The 13,743-nt window shown below is 67.6% G+C and carries 13 protein-coding genes; 10 read left to right on the top strand and 3 right to left on the bottom strand.

Features of this window, described 5'->3' with window-relative positions; all coding sequences use genetic code 11:
- The first annotated feature begins 19 nt into the window (after positions 1-19).
- From uvrA to OED01_RS09555, 10 genes are all read left to right on the top strand, one after another.
- Positions 20-2,908, top strand: coding sequence for an excinuclease ABC subunit UvrA (gene uvrA, locus OED01_RS09600; RefSeq protein WP_264155055.1), 2,889 nt, complete (start codon positions 20-22; stop codon positions 2,906-2,908).
- Entirely contained in the window at positions 2,908-4,806 is a 1,899-nt protein-coding gene (gene uvrC / locus OED01_RS09595; RefSeq protein WP_264155054.1) for an excinuclease ABC subunit UvrC, read from the top strand. Before uvrA ends, uvrC begins: the two co-directional genes overlap by 1 nt.
- 25 nt (positions 4,807-4,831) lie before the next feature.
- Positions 4,832-5,704: an RNase adapter RapZ gene (gene rapZ, locus OED01_RS09590; protein WP_264155053.1), complete on the top strand. Its 873-nt coding sequence runs from the start codon at positions 4,832-4,834 to the stop codon at positions 5,702-5,704.
- 68 nt (positions 5,705-5,772) lie between these two features.
- Positions 5,773-6,750, top strand: coding sequence for a DNA-binding protein WhiA (gene whiA, locus OED01_RS09585; protein WP_264155052.1), 978 nt, complete (start codon positions 5,773-5,775; stop codon positions 6,748-6,750).
- 143 nt (positions 6,751-6,893) lie between these two features.
- Complete coding sequence (locus OED01_RS09580; protein ID WP_264155051.1) at positions 6,894-7,520, top strand: superoxide dismutase; 627 nt, start codon at positions 6,894-6,896, stop codon at positions 7,518-7,520.
- 104 nt (positions 7,521-7,624) lie between these two features.
- Positions 7,625-8,635: a type I glyceraldehyde-3-phosphate dehydrogenase gene (gene gap / locus OED01_RS09575; RefSeq protein ID WP_264155050.1), complete on the top strand. Its 1,011-nt coding sequence runs from the start codon at positions 7,625-7,627 to the stop codon at positions 8,633-8,635.
- 9 nt (positions 8,636-8,644) lie between these two features.
- Positions 8,645-9,859, top strand: a complete 1,215-nt coding sequence (locus OED01_RS09570; RefSeq protein WP_264155049.1) for a phosphoglycerate kinase — start codon at positions 8,645-8,647, stop codon at positions 9,857-9,859.
- Positions 9,850-10,641 carry a triose-phosphate isomerase gene (gene tpiA / locus OED01_RS09565; protein WP_264155048.1) on the top strand — a complete coding sequence of 264 codons (792 nt, stop codon included), beginning with the start codon at positions 9,850-9,852 and terminating at the stop codon, positions 10,639-10,641. The genes OED01_RS09570 and tpiA overlap by 10 nt, the downstream gene beginning before the upstream one ends.
- 84 nt (positions 10,642-10,725) lie before the next feature.
- Positions 10,726-10,974: a preprotein translocase subunit SecG gene (secG, locus tag OED01_RS09560; protein ID WP_264155047.1), complete on the top strand. Its 249-nt coding sequence runs from the start codon at positions 10,726-10,728 to the stop codon at positions 10,972-10,974.
- Positions 10,974-11,327: an RNA polymerase-binding protein RbpA gene (locus OED01_RS09555; RefSeq protein WP_264155046.1), complete on the top strand. Its 354-nt coding sequence runs from the start codon at positions 10,974-10,976 to the stop codon at positions 11,325-11,327. The genes secG and OED01_RS09555 overlap by 1 nt, the downstream gene beginning before the upstream one ends.
- 60 nt (positions 11,328-11,387) lie before the next feature.
- Here OED01_RS09555 and OED01_RS09550 read toward each other — a convergent pair whose 3' ends face one another.
- From OED01_RS09550 to OED01_RS09540, 3 genes are read right to left on the bottom strand one after another with little or no spacing between them, the layout of a single operon-like run.
- Entirely contained in the window at positions 11,388-11,924 is a 537-nt protein-coding gene (locus OED01_RS09550) for a hypothetical protein (RefSeq protein ID WP_264155045.1), read from the bottom strand.
- Positions 11,921-13,159: a S26 family signal peptidase gene (locus OED01_RS09545; RefSeq protein WP_264155044.1), complete on the bottom strand. Its 1,239-nt coding sequence runs from the start codon at positions 13,157-13,159 to the stop codon at positions 11,921-11,923. The genes OED01_RS09550 and OED01_RS09545 overlap by 4 nt, the downstream gene beginning before the upstream one ends.
- Positions 13,132-13,695, bottom strand: coding sequence for a SipW-dependent-type signal peptide-containing protein (locus OED01_RS09540; protein ID WP_264155043.1), 564 nt, complete (start codon positions 13,693-13,695; stop codon positions 13,132-13,134). The genes OED01_RS09545 and OED01_RS09540 overlap by 28 nt, the downstream gene beginning before the upstream one ends.
- Positions 13,696-13,743: the final 48 nt, after the last annotated feature.

The following is a 13,743-nucleotide window of genomic DNA, read 5'->3' as shown; positions in this document are numbered from 1 at the left end:
CCCCTCGTAGACTTGTTCGGTGCCCATCGTCCCCGTCTCCGGTCCAGGAAAACTCAGTGTTCGCGGTGCCCGCGTGCACAATCTCAAGAACGTCGATCTCGACATCCCGCGCGACTCGCTCGTCGTCTTCACGGGGTTGTCCGGCTCCGGCAAGTCGAGCCTCGCGTTCGACACGATCTTCGCCGAGGGTCAGCGCCGCTACGTCGAGTCGCTGAGCGCGTACGCGCGCCAGTTCCTCGGTCAGGTCGACCGGCCGGACGTGGACTTCATCGAGGGGCTGAGCCCCGCGGTGTCGATCGATCAGAAGTCGACCAACCGAAACCCGCGCTCGACGGTCGGGACGATCACCGAGATCTACGACTACATGCGTCTGCTGTGGGCGCGCATCGGCATCCCGCACTGCCCCGAGTGCGGTGAGCGCATCCAGCGTCAGACCGTGCAGCAGATCGCCGATCAGCTCATGGAGCTCCCCGAGCGCACCCGCTACCAGATCGTGGCCCCGGTGGTGTCGCAGAAGAAAGGCGAGTTCGTCGACCTGTTCCGCGAGCTCGGCGCCAAGGGCTACTCCCGCGCGATCGTCGACGGCGAGCTCATCCAGCTCGCCGAGCCGCCGACGCTGAAGAAGAGCTACAAGCACGACATCGCCGTCGTGGTCGACCGTCTGGTCGCCTCCGACGACATCCTCGGACGCGTCACCGACTCGGTCGAGACCGCGCTGGGGCTGGCCGGCGGCGTGATGCAGATCAACTTCGTGGACGAGGAGGGCGATGCCGCGTGGCAGTCCTTCTCCGAGAAGCTCGCGTGCCCCAACGGCCATGCGATCACGCTCACCGAGATCGAACCCCGGACGTTCTCGTTCAATGCGCCGTTCGGCGCCTGCCCTTCGTGCTCCGGACTCGGCACGCGGATGTCCGTGGACGTCGATCTCATGCTCGGTGACGAGGACCTCTCGATCCGCGAGGGCGCGATCATCCCGTGGACGACGCAGGGCAAGGGGCTGTTCCAGTACTACGAGCGGCTTCTCGAAGGGCTCGCGCGCGACCTGAACTTCGACCTCGACACCCCGTGGCGCGACTTGCGCGTCGACGTGCAGGACGCGATCCTGCGCGGCGACAACTACAAGGTCACCGTGAAGTGGAAGAACCGCTACGGCCGCGAGATGCGCTACGCATCCGGCTTCGAGGGCGTCGTGCCGTACATCGAACGGCAGTACGCGCAGGCCGAGAGCGACACCCAGCGCGCACGCTGGGGCGAGTACCTGCGCGAGGTGCCGTGCCCGGTCTGCGACGGCAACCGGCTCAAGCCCGAAGTGCTCGCGGTCAAGGTGCACGGTCACTCGATCGCCGAGGTCTCGCACCTGAGCCTCGCCGACGCGCGCTCCTTCATGGAGAAGCTGACGCTGACCGACCGTGAGGCGAAGATCGCGGCACAGGTGCTGCGGGAGATCCGTCTCCGTCTGGACTTCCTGCTGCAGGTCGGCCTGGCGTACCTGAACCTGAGCCGGTCGGCCGGTTCGCTGTCCGGCGGCGAGGCGCAGCGCATCCGCCTGGCGACCCAGATCGGCTCCGGACTCACGGGCGTGCTGTACGTGCTCGACGAGCCGTCGATCGGACTGCATCAGCGCGACAACCGACGCCTCATCGACACCCTGCTCAAACTGCGCGACCTCGGGAACACGCTCATCGTCGTCGAGCACGACGAGGAGACGATCGAGGCGTCCGACTGGGTGGTCGACATCGGCCCAGGGGCGGGGGTGAACGGCGGCGACGTCGTGCACTCCGGTCCGTACACGGCGCTGCTCGGCGAGAAGAAGTCGCTCACCGGCGATTATCTCGCCGGTCGCCGCGAGATCCCGACTCCGCACAAGCGGCGCAAGCTCGACAAGCGACGCATGCTCAAGGTCGTCGGCGCGCGGGAGAACAACCTCAAGAACGTCGACGCCGAGTTCCCGCTCGGCGTGCTCACCGCCGTGACCGGTGTGAGCGGCTCCGGCAAGTCGTCGCTGGTCAACGACATCCTGTACCGGGTGCTGGCCTCGAAGCTCAACGGCGCACGCTCGCTCGCGGGCAAGCACACGCGCGTGACCGGACTGGACAACCTCGACAAGGTGATCCACGTCGATCAGGCACCGATCGGCCGTACACCGCGCTCGAACCCCGCCACCTACACGGGTGTCTTCGACCGCATTCGCACGCTCTTCAGTGAGACGCCCGAGGCGAAGGTTCGCGGCTACCAGCCCGGCCGGTTCAGCTTCAACGTCAAGGGCGGCCGGTGCGAGGCCTGTTCGGGTGACGGCACGATCAAGATCGAGATGAACTTCCTGCCCGACGTGTACGTCGACTGCGAGGTGTGCCACGGCAAGCGCTACAACCGCGACACGCTCGCCGTCCACTACAAGGGCAAGAACATCGCCGAGGTCCTCGAGATGCCGATCGAGGAGGCCGCGGAGTTCTTCGAGCCGATCCAGGCCATCCACCGCTACATGAAGACGCTCGTCGACGTGGGGCTCGGATACGTCCGGCTCGGTCAGTCCGCGACGACGCTCTCCGGCGGCGAGGCTCAGCGCGTCAAGCTCGCGACCGAACTCCAGCGCCGCAGCAACGGCCGCAGCATCTACGTGCTCGACGAGCCCACCACGGGTCTGCACTTCGAGGACGTGCGCAAGCTGCTCGAGGTGCTGAACGGCCTGGTCGACAAGGGCAACACCGTGATCGTCATCGAGCACAACCTCGACGTGATCAAGTCCGCGGATTGGGTGATCGACCTCGGACCGGAGGGCGGCTCCGGCGGTGGTGAGATCCTGGCGACAGGAACGCCGGAGCACATCGCCGCGATCGAGGACAGCCACACCGGCCAGTTCCTCGCCGAGATCCTCGGTGGAGGGCGCCAGGCGCGGAAGGCCGGCTGATGGCGGACGTGCTGCCGTACAAGCCGAAGCAGGGCGAGATCCCGACCGACCCCGGTGTGTATCGCTTCCGCGACGCTCAGGGCCGAGTGCTCTACGTCGGCAAGGCGAAGAACCTGCGCCAGCGGCTGTCGAACTACTTCGCGCCGCTGCGGACGCTGCACGAGCGCACGCGTCGGATGGTGACGACGGCATCGTCCGTCGAATGGACCGTGGTCCGCACGGATGTGGACTCGCTTCAGCTCGAGTACATGTGGATCAAGGAGTTCGATCCGCCGTTCAACGTGCGCTACAAGGACGACAAGTCCTACCCGTTCATGGCGATCACGCTGGCCGACGAGGCTCCGCGCGTCATCGTGACGCGCAACCGCAGGATTCCAGGAGCTCGGTACTTCGGTCCCTATCCCAAGGTGTGGGCGGTGCACGAGACCATCGACCTGATGGTGAAGGCTTTCCCGATCCGCACCTGCAGCGACGCCAGCTACAAGCGCGCGATGCAGACGGGGCGACCGTGCTTCCCCGGTCAGATCGGCAAGTGCGGCGGACCGTGCTCGATGACCTGCACGATCGAGGAGCACCGCGCCATGGTCGACGACTTCGTCGCCTTCATGGCGGGCGGCGATGAGCGCTTCCTGCGCGAGCTGACGCGTCGCATGCGGGAGGCGTCGGCGGCGATGGACTACGAGGCCGCGGCCAAGTACCGCGACAAGCTCTCCGCCATCGAGGCCGTTCTGGGCAAGAGCGCGCTCGTGCTCCCCGCCGACGAGGACGCCGACCTGTTCGGGATCGCCGAGGACGAGCTGTCCGCCGCTGTGCAGCAGTTCGTGATCCGCGGCGGGCGCGTCCGAGGTGTCCGAGCTTCGACGATCGAGAAGGAGATCGATGTCTCCTCCGGCGACCTCGTCGATCAGGTGCTGCAGCGCGTGTACGGGGAGGCCGCCGACGGTGAGATCCCGCGACGCATCCTCGTTCCGACGCTCCCGGACGACACCGCTGAGCTGGAGGAGTGGCTCCGAGGCCGACGAGGACGCAAGGTCGAGATCGCCGTCGCCCAACGAGGCCAGCGCGCCGAGCTCATGCGCACGGCGACGCTGAACGCGCAGCAGGCGCTCATCCGGCACAAGACGAAGCGCACTAGCGATTACGTCGCACGGACGCAGGCGCTCACCGATCTGCAGGAGGCCCTCGGCCTCGATGAGGCGCCGCTGCGCATCGAGTGCTTCGACATCTCGCATCTGCAGGGTACGAATGTCGTGGCCTCGATGGTCGTGTTCGAGGACGGCCTGCCGCGCAAGGATCAGTACCGATCGTTCAACATCGCCGAGACGACCGACGACACCGACTCGATGTATCAGGTGCTGCGGCGACGACTGGCGCACCTGGACGCGCCGGACGAGCAGGACGATGCGCCAGTGGATCCCCTCGCGGACGGCGAGGTCGCCACGACGCGTCGTCGGCCGCGCTTCTCCTACCCGCCCCAGCTGCTGCTCGTCGACGGCGGCCAGCCGCAGGTCGCGGCCGCCGCGCGTGCGCTTCAGGATGCCGGCCACACGGAGATCGCGCTGTGCGGAATCGCCAAGCGGCTGGAGGAGATCTGGCTTCCCGGCGACGACTTCCCGGTGATCCTGCCCCGCACGAGCGAGGCGCTGTACCTGCTGCAGCGCCTGCGTGACGAGGCGCACCGGTTCGCGATCTCGCATCAGCGCCGCAGGCGCAAGCGCGACATCTCGACGGTCCTCGCCGAGATCCCCGGCCTCGGCGCCGCGCGCATCAAGGTGCTTCTCAAGCACTTCGGCTCCGTGTCGCGTCTTCGCACCGCGACGCCGGCCGAGATCGAAGAGGTGCCGGGCATCGGACCCGCACTCGCCCAGGGGATCCATTCGCACCTCTCCAGTCGATAGGGTTGGACGACGGGAGGGAGAACCGATGACAGGCGAGGACGAAGGACAGTTCCTCATCGTCACCGGCATGTCCGGTGCCGGACGCACGACGGTCGGCAACGCGCTGGAGGACCTCGGCTGGTACGTCGTCGACAACCTGCCACCGCAGATGCTGCGCCCGTTGCTGGATCTGACGGATCTCGGTGGGGGAGCGCTGCCCAAGGTCGCCGCGGTCGTCGATGTGCGGGGTCGCAATCTCTTCGATGATCTTCCGGACGTGGCGCGGGCGCTGAGGTCACGCGGCTCGGTGCAGGTGCTCTTCCTCGATGCCTCGGACGACGTGCTCGTCCGCCGCTTCGAGGCCGTGCGTCGCCCGCATCCGCTGCAGGAGGACGGCACCCTGCTCGACGGCATCCGGCTGGAGCGGTCCCGACTGATGCTGGTGCGCGAGTCGGCCGACATCGTCATCGACACGTCGAACCTCAACATCCATCAGCTCGCCACGAAGACGACCGAGCTGTTCTCGGAGGAGGGGGCGGCACGCCACCGCCTCACCCTGCTGAGCTTCGGCTTCAAGTACGGACTGCCCACCGACGTCGACCTCGTCGCAGACATGCGATTCCTGCCCAACCCGTTCTGGAACGACGAGTTGCGCGGGTTGACGGGCAAGGACGAGGCCGTGCGCGATTACGTGCTCACGCGCGAGGGTGCGCAGGAGTTCCTGGACGCGTATGCCAAGGCGCTCGTCCCAGTGCTCGAGGGGTATCAGCGCGAGAACAAGAGCCACTCCACGGTGGCGATCGGCTGCACCGGGGGCAAGCATCGCTCCGTGGCGATGTCCGAGGAGCTCGCCAGGCGGCTCGCTCAGATGCCCGGCGTGGCCGTGAACGTACGACACCGGGACCTCGGCCGCGAGTAGACAGCGGCGGAGCCGAGTAGGCTAGTCCTTCGCGCCGCGATCCGGCGCGAGGAGCAAGAAGGAGTGTCGTGGCACTAACCACCGACGTCAAGGCTGAGCTGGTCAGCATCCGGAACGCACCGCCCACGGTGCGCGTCGCGGAGGTCACGGCGATCCTCCGGTTCGCCGGCGGACTGCACTCGATCGCGGGCCGCGTGGCCGTCGAGGCAGAGGTGGATGCCGAGCTGCTGGCGCGTCGCGTCGCTCGCGACCTCGCCGAGATCTACGGTGTGCGCCCCGAGATCGCCCAGGTGCAGTCGTCGAGCTCCAGCGACGGAGCGCGCTGGGCCGTCCGCGTCATCGGCGCGGGGGAGACCCTGGCGCGTCAGACCGGACTGCTGGACCAGCGCCGTCGCCCGGTCCGTGGCCTGCCCAATCGTCTCACCACCGGATCCCGCGAGGAGATCGCCGGCCTGTGGCGCGGGGCGTTCCTCGCCGCAGGGTCGCTGTCCGAGCCAGGACGCTCCGCGATGCTCGAAGTCGCCTGCCCGTCGTCGGAGGCCGCCATGGCGCTGGTCGGGGCCGCGCACCGTCTCGGCGTCGCCGCCAAGGCTCGCGAGGTCCGTGGGATGCCGCGTGTCGTCGTCCGCGAGGGCGAGGCCATCCGTTCGGTCCTGACCCAGATGGGCGCCGCCGGAACCGCCGCCGCCTGGGAGGAGATGCGCCAGCGCCGCGAGGTGCGCGCCGGCGTCAACCGCCTGGTCAACTTCGACGACGCCAACCTCCGCCGCTCGGCGCAGGCCGCCGTCGCCGCATGCGCTCGTGTGGAGCGTGCACTGGAGATCCTCGGCGAGGACGTCCCGGACCACCTGAAGGTCGCCGGCGAGCTGCGTCTGTCGCACCGCGACGCGAGCCTGGACGAACTCGGTCACCACGCGGACCCGCCGCTGACGAAGGATGCCGTCGCCGGACGCATCCGCCGGCTCCTCGCGATGGCCGACAAGCGCGCACAGGTCGAAGGCATCCCCGGCACCGAGGCAGCGGTCCCCGCGGGGCTGGACGTCTAGGAAATCTTCGTCATCTGCGGAAGGTTCCCCTGACGGCTCGCGTTGTCGTCAGTAGGATGGAAATCGTCTGCTTCGCGCCGCATCTCGGCGACGCGGAGGACCGGCAAGCGCCGCGGCGCGGCGCGGATTGGATGAAAATCGACATGGCGACCTACACGCTCCCCGACCTTCCGTACGACTTCGCGGCACTCGAGCCGCACATCAGCGGCAAGATCATGGAACTGCACCATGACAAGCACCACGCGACCTACGTCGCCGGCGCCAACGCCGCGCTGGACGGCCTCGCCGAGGCTCGCGAGACCGGCAACCTGGCCAACGTCAACAAGCTGGAGAAGGACCTCGCGTTCAACCTCGGCGGTCACGTCAACCACTCGATCTTCTGGACCAACCTGTCGCCGAACGGCGGAGGACAGCCCGAGGGCGAGCTCAAGGCGGCCATCGACGAGTTCTTCGGCTCGTTCGAGAAGTTCCAGGCGCACTTCACCGCCAACGCCCTCGGCATCCAGGGCTCCGGCTGGTCGGTGCTCAGCTGGGACTCGATCGGTCAGCGCCTGATCATCCAGCAGCTGTTCGACCAGCAGTCCAACACCGCTCAGGGCACCATCCCGCTGTTCCAGCTCGACATGTGGGAGCACGCGTTCTACCTCGACTACCTCAACGTCAAGGCGGACTACGTCAAGGCGGCCTGGAACATCGCCAACTGGGAGAACGTCGCGCAGCGCTTCGACGTCGCCCGCCAGCAGACGAACGGCCTGCTGGTACTGTCGTAAGCAAGACGGGTGTCCCGACGGACAATCTGCCCGTCGGGACGCCGCCGTCCACGAACTTCTCCATCAATACAGCGCGCGAGCGCACGAGAAACAGGGAGACCTGAGTGTCTGTCAAGATCGGCATCAACGGCTTCGGCCGTATCGGACGCAACTACTTCCGCGCGGCCCTCGCGCAGGGCGCAGACATCGAGATCGTCGCTGTCAACGACCTCACCGACAACAAGACTCTGGCGCACCTGCTGAAGTACGACTCCGTCGGAGGCGTCCTGGATGCAGACATCAGCTACGACGACGAGAGCATCACGGTCAACGGCAAGACCATCAAGGCCTTTGCCGAGCGCGACCCCGCCGGTCTCCCGTGGGGCGAGCTGGGCGTCGACATCGTCATCGAATCGACCGGCTTCTTCACCAAGGCCGACCTCGCCAAGAAGCACATCGAGGCGGGCGCCAAGAAGGTCCTCATCTCGGCACCGGGTGCGGGCGTCGACGGCACCTTCGTCATGGGCGTGAACGAGGACAGCTACGACCCGGCTGCGCACCACATCATCTCCAACGCCTCCTGCACCACCAACTGCCTCGCGCCGCTGGCGCAGGTCTTCAACGAGGCGTTCGGCATCGAGCGCGGTTTCATGATGACGGCGCACGCGTACACCGCCGACCAGAACCTGCAGGACGGCCCGCACGGCGACCTGCGTCGCGCACGCGCTGCGGCGATCAACATCACCCCCGCGTCCACCGGTGCCGCCAAGGCGATCGGCGAGGTCCTGCCGGAGCTCAACGGCAAGCTGTCCGGCTCGTCGTACCGCGTTCCGGTTCCCACCGGCTCGATCGTCGACCTGACGCTGATCACGACGCGTGAGGACCTCACCGTCGACGAGGTCAACGCCGCATACCAGAAGGCCGCGGCCGAGGGCCGCCTGAAGGGCTTCCTGCAGTACAACGAGGACCAGATCGTCTCGAGCGACATCGTGCACAACGCGCACTCGTCGATCTTCGACTCGACGCTGACCAACGTCAGCGGCAACCTGGTCAAGGTCTCGAGCTGGTACGACAACGAGTGGGGTTACTCCAACCGTCTCGTCGACCTGACCGAGTACGTCGCAGAGCGTCTCTGAGAACCGAACATGTCTCTGCGCACCCTGGAATCACTGGGGTCGCTCGAGGGCAAGCGCGTCATCGTCCGTTGTGACCTCAACGTCCCCCTTCGGGACGGTGTCATAACGGACGATGGCCGTGTTCGCGCCTCGTTGCCGACCTTGAACGCGCTGCTCAATGCCGGCGCCCGCGTGATCGTCTGCTCGCACCTCGGACGCCCCGAGGGTGCGCCGGACGAGAAGTACAGCCTGGCGCCCGTCGCCCAGCGGCTGTCCGAACTGCTCGGCAAGCCCGTCGCATTCGCCCGGGACACCGTCGGCGAGTCGGCGTCGGAAGCCGTCGCCGCGCTCGAGGACGGCGGGATCGCCGTGATCGAGAACCTGCGGTTCAACCCGGGGGAGACCTCGAAGGACGAGACCGAGCGTCAAGCGTTCGCGCAGCAGCTCGCCGGCCTCGGCGACGTGCTCGTCTCGGACGGCTTCGGTGTCGTGCACCGCAAGCAGGCCAGCGTCTACGAACTGGCGCAGATCCTCCCATCGGCGGCCGGACTGCTGATCGCCACCGAGCTCGGCGTCCTCGACCGGCTCACCGAGAACCCCGAGCGGCCGTACACGGTCGTCCTCGGCGGCTCCAAGGTGAGTGACAAGCTCGGTGTGATCTCGCACCTGCTTCCACGGGTCGATCGTCTGCTCATCGGCGGCGGCATGCTCTTCACCTTCCTGAGGGCGCAGGGCTATGCGGTCGGTTCGAGCCTCCTCGAAGAGGATCAGCTCGAGACCGTTCGCGGCTACATCGCCGAGGCCGCCGAGCGCGGTGTCGAGATCGTCCTGCCCACGGATGTCGTGGTGGCGGCGTCGTTCGCAGCGGATGCTGCGCACGAGACCGTCGCGATCGACGCGATCGAGAACACGGCCGCCGGTGCCTCCGGCTTGGGCCTCGACATCGGTCCCGACACGGCTGCGGTTTTCGCCGAGGCGATCCGCGGCTCGAAGACGGTGTTCTGGAACGGTCCGATGGGCGTGTTCGAGTTCCCCGCGTTCGCGAACGGCACGAAGGCGGTCGCACAGGCGCTCACCGATGTCGACGGCCTCGGTGTCGTCGGCGGTGGCGACTCGGCTGCGGCCGTCCGTCAGCTGGGCTTCGCGGATGACCAGTTCGGCCACATCTCCACCGGCGGTGGGGCCAGCCTCGAGTTCCTCGAGGGCAAGAAACTCCCCGGCCTGGAGGTGCTCGGATGGGCGTGAACATTCGTACCCCGCTGATCGCGGGCAACTGGAAGATGAACCTCGACCACCTGCAGGCGGTCGCGACGGTGCAGAAGCTGCACTGGACGCTGAAGGATGCCGGACACGAAGGCGACTCGGTCGAGGTGGCCGTGTTCCCGCCGTTCACCGACATCCGCAGCGTGCAGACGTTGATCGACGCCGACAAGATCCCGTTCGCCCTCGGCGCGCAGGACGTCTCGGCGCACGACGCCGGCGCGTACACCGGCGAGGTGTCCGGTGCGTTCCTCGCGAAGCTGGACGCCAAGTACGTCATCATCGGTCACTCCGAGCGGCGCGAGTACCACGCCGAGTCGGATGACGTCGTGGCGGCGAAGGTCACGGCGGCGGTCAAGCACGGGCTGGTCCCGGTGATCTGCGTGGGCGAGACCGCGGAGGACCTGGAGAAGTTCGGCGCGAGCGCCGTCCCGGCAGGCCAGCTCAAGGCGGCGCTCGATGGTGTTCCGGCATCCGCCGACATCGTCGTGGCGTACGAGCCGGTCTGGGCCATCGGTTCCGGTCAGGCCGCGACGCCGCAGCAGGCGCAGGACGTCTGCGCCGCGCTGCGCGGCGTGCTCGCCGAGGTGCTCGACGCGGATGCCGCGGCGCGCACGCGCATCCTCTACGGCGGATCGGTCAAGTCCTCCAACATCGCGAGCTTCATGCGTGAGCCCGATGTCGACGGCGCTCTCGTCGGAGGCGCGAGCCTCGTCGTCGACGAGTTCGCGGCGATCATCCGGTTCCAGAAGCACGTCGGCGTATGAGTGTGTGCGGCGGGGCTGCGGCCCCGCCGCACCGTATACTTGACCCTTACGCGGGCATTTCGGCCCGAGCGAAAGGCTTTTCACGTGCAAGTTCTTGAGTTCGTCCTGCAGGTCGTGCTGGGCATCACCAGCGTCCTGCTGACTCTCCTCATCCTTCTTCACAAGGGTCGTGGCGGCGGCCTGTCCGACATGTTCGGCGGCGGGATGTCGTCGGCTGTCGGCTCGTCCGGGCTCGCTGAACGAAACCTGAACCGCTTCACGGTGGTTCTCGCTCTGGCCTGGTTCGTCTCCATCGTCGCACTGGGCCTCATCACGAAGTTCGAGGTGATCTGATGGCTACCGGCGGCAATGCGATCCGCGGAACCCGAGTCGGTTCCGGCCCGATGGGCGAACAGGACCACGGTTACCACGCCGACCGCATCGCGGTGTCCTACTGGGACGGTCTCGGCAACGAGACGGTGCGGTACTTCGCCGCGGGTCTTCCCGAAGAGGAGATCCCCGACACGATCGACCACCCGCACTCCGGTCTGCCGGCGGGGCGCGACAGGCAGAACCCGCCTGCGCTCTCCAAGACGGAGCCGTACAAGACGCACCTCGCCTATGTGAAGGAGCGTCGTACCGACGACGAGGCCGAGCAGCTTCTCGAGGATGCTCTCACGCAGCTGCGGGAGCGCCGCGGGCAGTAACCTCGCAAAGACACCACGGACAGACCGTCGCGACTTCTCAGTCGCGGCGGTCTTTGCGTGTCAGGCGGCGCGCGTGCAGGTCGAGCCGAGGCCGAGCAGCACGACGTCCAGGTTGTATGTCACCGGAGCAGACCTCCACGAGGTTCCGGGGTATCCGTTGAAGATTCGGACCACGTATCTGCCCCCGAGAAGCGACGAAAGGTTGAGGAGTCCGAGCAGCCTTTCCTGCGTGACGACCGCACGGTATTGATAGGTCGTTCCCGTGCTCCCGGTCTGGGCGATGACGCTTCCCTGCGTGCCCTGGACATCGGTGCCCGTGTTGGCGCCTTGCGTGACCTGAATCATCTGAGCGCCAGGCTGAGTGGATGTCCAAGTGAGCGTGAAGTCCTGCAACCCGAGAACCAGGACGCTGCGCGGTGCGCAGGTCGATGCCGTCGGCACGGCGAGTGTCGCCGCCGTCACCGCAGCGCTGCTGGCCAGCTCTGCATCCACCCAAGCCGCCTCCGTGGGCGCAGCCTTCAACGAACCCGCCAGGATCAGCGCGCCGATGCCTATCGCGGCGACGCCGAGGCGGAAGCGCTGCCGGCGGCCGTTCATGAAGCCCTCCCGCGGTGGGCGCGGACACTCATGGCGACGCCGAGCCCGATGAGCACGGCGGCGGGCGCTGCGTAGATCGCCCAGGAAGTTCCACCGGTACCCGCCAGCGCATCTTCCCCGTTCAGCTCTGCCTCCACCGTCTCACCCGCCGCATGGGCCCTGACCGTGAGCGACGCTGACGCCGGTTCGGGCCCCGTCGTGGTCTCGGCAGCGGTGAGCGCGACGCGCAGGTGAACGCCGCTCGGCGTCGGAACCGCAAGGAGCTGCTCCCAGGTGCCGTCCAAGGCGACGGGTGATGCTGCTCGCAGCAGCTTCTCCCCGTGCGCGCACCCGGACCCTGTCCACGTGGATGCGCAGGAGCGGGCTTCCGCGATGATCTCGAAACCCGTTGTCGCATCCGCCCCGGAGAGCGCGATCGTCAGGGAGCCGTCGGCTGGCGCACCGGACGCGTCGACGTCGAGGTGCCAGTTCAGCGGGTCGACCGCGTGCAGGATGTGCGTACCGGACAGATCCGACGACAGGTGCAGCGTGCCGGCCGCGTGGGCCGGAGGCGGAGTCGCGAGCGGCGATCCCGCCACGGCGATGAATGCCGCGATCGCGAAGATCCCTGCGGCGCGACGCTCGCGCCGCGTCAGCGGCACAGCCGCGAGGTCTGCATCTTCGAGCGCGTTCTGGGCGCCGGCGTCGTCGTCCTTCTGCTGGCGTCGCTGCTTCGGCCAGAACGCCCAGGTGACGAGCGCGGCCGCGCCGACCGTGATCCCACCCAGGACGACGGGATTGCCGAACCAGACGATGACGTCGGCGAGGTGGGGAAGTGAACCGTGCACGATTCTCGCCTCCGTCACCGTGTACGGTGCAGGATCCTCGCTCTCGTTCGCGTCGCCCTTCATCGTGACGATCCGTTCGCCGACGTTCGCTCCCACGGACACGCCGGTGACGCGATGGGTCACCGGCAGGGCGCCCGGTCGGTCGATGGTCGCGATGTCTCCGAGTTCCAGTTCGGATGCCGGAACGCGTTGCACCAAGGCCACCGATCCGGCGGGGATCGTCGGCGACATCGACCCCGTCTTGAACATGATCAGCGTGTAGCCGCCCGCGAAAGCCAGCGCGGCGAGCGCGATGCACACGACTCCGCCGAGCGCGGCGACCGTGAGGAGCGCTTCCCTCAGAAACCTCCCCGCTCGTACGGCGACGGAATCCATCCGCGTCACCCGGTCGTCCCGGTGAACGTCCACGTCGGGATGGCGGATCCGCCCTGGGCGCCGCTCGGCGCCGTGCTCGGAAGTGTCAGCACCATGCAGTATCCGACCGTCGCTCCCGCCGCGACGGTGATCGGCGTCAGACTCGGGAGGCTCGCGAGGCCGGTCACCAAGGTTCCGCCCGCGGTGTTCGTCGTGCACGTGCTCATGTCGCCGGGCGCCGCGACGGGAACGTAACGGACCTGGATCGCTTCGCTGAGCGTCGTGCTCGCTGTACCTGAAGCGGCCACATTCACCGCGGTCAGGTTGACGGAGCCCGGCACTGAGCCCGTGTTCTGGATCTGTATCCAGGCGGATCGGATCTGACCCGGATACAGTCCGGTCGCGTTGAAGCTCATGGATGCGGTTCCCTCGGAACCGCCTCCATGCGAGAGGAACGGGTCGGACGTCGCCGTGCGGGAGGCGAGCGAGAACGTCCCTGCCGTCACCGCCGTCGACGCGAGCTCCTGGTCGGTCCAGGCTGCGAGGGTCGCTGAGCCTCCCACGCCCAGCACGAGCGCCCCAGCAAGCATCGCGCGGATCCGCAGCGACTGCAGACGACGACGCGCGGTACGCGTTCG

This window comes from Microbacterium sp. M28 (assembly GCF_025836995.1).
In the GTDB taxonomy this organism is placed as follows: Bacteria; Actinomycetota; Actinomycetes; order Actinomycetales; family Microbacteriaceae; genus Microbacterium.
Note: the sequence above shows the minus strand (reverse complement) of the source record. Positions and strands in the feature narration are given on the sequence as shown.

Excerpts from the sequence above, each read along its gene's own strand:
- OED01_RS09570 (WP_264155049.1), top strand. The coding sequence starts at position 8,645 with ATGTCTCTGCGCACCCTGGAATCACTGGGGTCGCTCGAGGGCAAGCGC.
- OED01_RS09550 (WP_264155045.1), bottom strand. The coding sequence starts at position 11,924 with ATGAACGGCCGCCGGCAGCGCTTCCGCCTCGGCGTCGCCGCGATAGGC.
- rapZ (WP_264155053.1), top strand. The coding sequence starts at position 4,832 with ATGACAGGCGAGGACGAAGGACAGTTCCTCATCGTCACCGGCATGTCC.
- OED01_RS09580 (WP_264155051.1), top strand. The coding sequence starts at position 6,894 with ATGGCGACCTACACGCTCCCCGACCTTCCGTACGACTTCGCGGCACTC.
- OED01_RS09540 (WP_264155043.1), bottom strand. The coding sequence starts at position 13,695 with ATGCTTGCTGGGGCGCTCGTGCTGGGCGTGGGAGGCTCAGCGACCCTC.
- tpiA (WP_264155048.1), top strand. The coding sequence starts at position 9,850 with ATGGGCGTGAACATTCGTACCCCGCTGATCGCGGGCAACTGGAAGATG.
- uvrC (WP_264155054.1), top strand. The coding sequence starts at position 2,908 with ATGGCGGACGTGCTGCCGTACAAGCCGAAGCAGGGCGAGATCCCGACC.
- OED01_RS09555 (WP_264155046.1), top strand. The coding sequence starts at position 10,974 with ATGGCTACCGGCGGCAATGCGATCCGCGGAACCCGAGTCGGTTCCGGC.